This window comes from Protofrankia sp. CiT1 (assembly GCF_917627335.1).
Lineage (GTDB): Bacteria > Actinomycetota > Actinomycetes > Frankiales > Frankiaceae > Protofrankia.
On record NZ_CAKJTP010000294.1, the window covers coordinates 1 to 2,539 of the forward strand.

Consider the following 2,539-nt stretch of genomic DNA (forward strand, 5'->3'; position numbering starts at 1 on the left):
GATGGGAGTAGATTCGCATGCGATTCGCATCGGGATATGCTGGCAGACATGGCCAGAACGACATCGACTCCGCTGTACCTCGGTGACGATCTCCGCGCCCGCGCCGAAGACGCCGCCCGCACCGCGGGGACATCGCTGTCTGCGTGGGTACGCGAAGCGATCATGGAGCGACTCGACCGGCAAGCCGTCATCGCGGACGGTCTGGCAGCCGCCCGCGAATGGGAGGCCGAACACGGCCCTCTCCCACAGAACATCCTCGACGAGGCCCAACGTGAGCTGGAAGACGCCGGCATACTCCCTCGCCGAACCGCGTGAACCTGCTCTATGACGCCGGCGCCCTCGTCGCTGGCGAACGTGACGACGAACGCATGTGGGCCCGCCACATCAAGGCACTGGCCGGCGGCATCACCCCCGCGGTCCCGGCGCCGGTCATCTGGCAGGTCTGGCGGGACGGGGCACGACAGGCACGCCTCGCGCGACTGCTCCGTGGTTGTCTGGTCGAACCGGTCGACCACATGACAGCACGCGCTGTCGGGGAACTGTTAGGTCGTTCCCGTACCAGTGACGGGGTCGACGCGATCGTCGCTCTGTCAGCTGCCCGCCACGGTGGGGTGGTGTACACATCCGACCCAGGGGATCTTCAGCATCTGGCCGGGCACCTCCCGAACGCCCGACCATTCACAATCGTCAAGGTTTAGCGGCCAACAACCCCGTACCGTCGCCACGGTCATGGCCGTCCATATCGATCGTCTCGTCCATGATCTGTCCTTCCCGCCAAGCCACGCCTGGCGCGATCAGGCAGACCACTTACACCTCAGGTCGGACAGCCCCCTATCGAGGGGCGGCCCTGTCTCGTTGTTCCGGCTTTCAATGCCGATTCCGGAGCCGTCCAGTCGACAGCGCAGATCCGTCGTCAACCGGCGGAGCCACAACAGCCACAACAGCCGCAGCACCGCCCTGCGCGGCGCGCGCGACGCCGGCGGGCAGGTGCTCTACCTGCTGCCGCCGCGACCCACACCACCGGTGTCGTGCTCGCCGAACACGCGATCGGCCCGAAGAGCAACGAGGTCCCCGCCTTCGCCCCGCTGCTGCGCGAGTTGCACGGCTACTGTCCCCTGACCGGCCATGTGGTCGCCGAGCTCGGCGCGCACTTCGTGTTCACCGTCAAGAACAACACCCCCGCCCTCGCGGTCGACTGCCAGCAGGCCGCCGACTGGACCAGGATCCCGGTCGGCCACACCCGCCGAGGGCCACGGCCACGGCCGGTTCGAGTCACACTCGATCCATTACATCGCGGCCAGCAACGCGATCCGCGCCCGCCATCCCCATGCCCGCGCCGTCGCCAGGATCCGCCGCCGCGTCACCCGCACCGTGACCAGAGGCAAGGGCCGCCGCCGGGTCACGGAGAAGACCACGGCCACCATCACCGCCTTCGTGATCACCAGCCTGACGCTCGACGAGATCACCGCCGCCGAACTCGCCAGCTACGTCCAGGGACGCTGGACCATAGAAAACCGAGTCCGCTGGGTCCGCGATGTCACGTTCCATGGTGATGCGTCCCAGGTCCGAACCGGCCCCCCGCCCCGCGCTACTGTCACACTCCGTAACATCACGATAGGGCTGATCTGCCTCGCCGGCCACACCCGGATTGGCCCCACCCTCCGCAGGATCCGGCACGACACCGCCCTGCTCATCGCCATCCTCGGCCTCGAAAACCCGACCTGACCAGCATCAACGACTTTGCGGTACGCCCTGGCAAACACGCAGGTCACCGCTCGAACCGGGGTTCTGGAACCCCACAGCCGGATACGAGGGAGAAGCAAGCAGGTTAAAAAATCAAACCGAGAGCCTGCTAATGATCTTAAATTTGTTTACGCTTAGTCAAAGTTGATCTCTTTCGCAAAAGATCGAAGAAAGAGAAGATGGATTCAATGGTTGTAGCGACACTCCGATAGGATTATTATCAGTAGCATCGAGAGAACGGATGGTGGATGGGTCAGCGCGAGGCGTTGGCATTCGAGGAGCGGGAGACCATCTCGCGGGAGTTGAGCCAGAGTCGCTCGGCGCGGTTCATCGGGAAGTTCCAACTTATGAAGCGGTAGCTTGTACGGCAACACCGGTCACTGACATCGTCAAAAACTCCGGTGGAGGGGCATGGAGATGAGTACAGATCATTTGCAGGGAGATCGCCATCGACAAGAAGGATGTTCTGTCCGTATTTGAGGCTACTGTTAGATCTTTATCCAAGAACTGATCATGGAATTAGGTGTCGAGGTGACAACTATAACGCCAGTCGAGATTCGATCTTCATGATCCTCTAGTTGGCCAGGTCGGCCAAAGCCGTGAAGATCGGGCCAAGTTGACATATCGTAACGGGTACCTGCTCCACGGCGCAACGACGAAAGCGCACCTGACCAGTAGTTTCGGCATTAAGAGCGCCCGGCAATAGGGGCGTGGATCAAGGAGCGGGGCTGGGTGCGTGCATCGCAAGGCGGCGGAGAGAGTCACGCTGGTATTGGGTGGCGACCGACGACAACGC

The 2,539-nt window shown here is 63.0% G+C and carries 4 protein-coding genes; 3 read left to right on the forward strand and 1 reads right to left on the reverse strand.

Features of this window, described 5'->3' with window-relative positions:
• Window positions 1–48: 48 nt before the first annotated feature.
• Complete coding sequence (locus MJ785_RS21745) at window positions 49–315, forward strand: hypothetical protein (RefSeq protein ID WP_239382727.1); 267 nt, start codon at window positions 49–51, stop codon at window positions 313–315.
• Window positions 312–698: a type II toxin-antitoxin system VapC family toxin gene (locus MJ785_RS21750; protein WP_239382729.1), complete on the forward strand. Its 387-nt coding sequence runs from the start codon at window positions 312–314 to the stop codon at window positions 696–698. The genes MJ785_RS21745 and MJ785_RS21750 overlap by 4 nt, the downstream gene beginning before the upstream one ends.
• A 294-nt stretch (window positions 699–992) precedes the next feature.
• Here the strand turns inward: MJ785_RS21750 and MJ785_RS21755 are convergent, their stop codons facing one another.
• Window positions 993–1,238: a hypothetical protein gene (locus MJ785_RS21755; protein WP_239313644.1), complete on the reverse strand. Its 246-nt coding sequence runs from the start codon at window positions 1,236–1,238 to the stop codon at window positions 993–995.
• Between MJ785_RS21755 and MJ785_RS21760 the strand changes: the two genes are divergently transcribed.
• Window positions 1,126–1,725 (forward strand): transposase, encoded by a 600-nt coding sequence (locus tag MJ785_RS21760; RefSeq protein WP_239313635.1) that lies wholly within the window; start codon window positions 1,126–1,128, stop codon window positions 1,723–1,725. The genes MJ785_RS21755 and MJ785_RS21760 overlap by 113 nt on opposite strands.
• The last annotated feature ends 814 nt before the right edge of the window (window positions 1,726–2,539 follow it).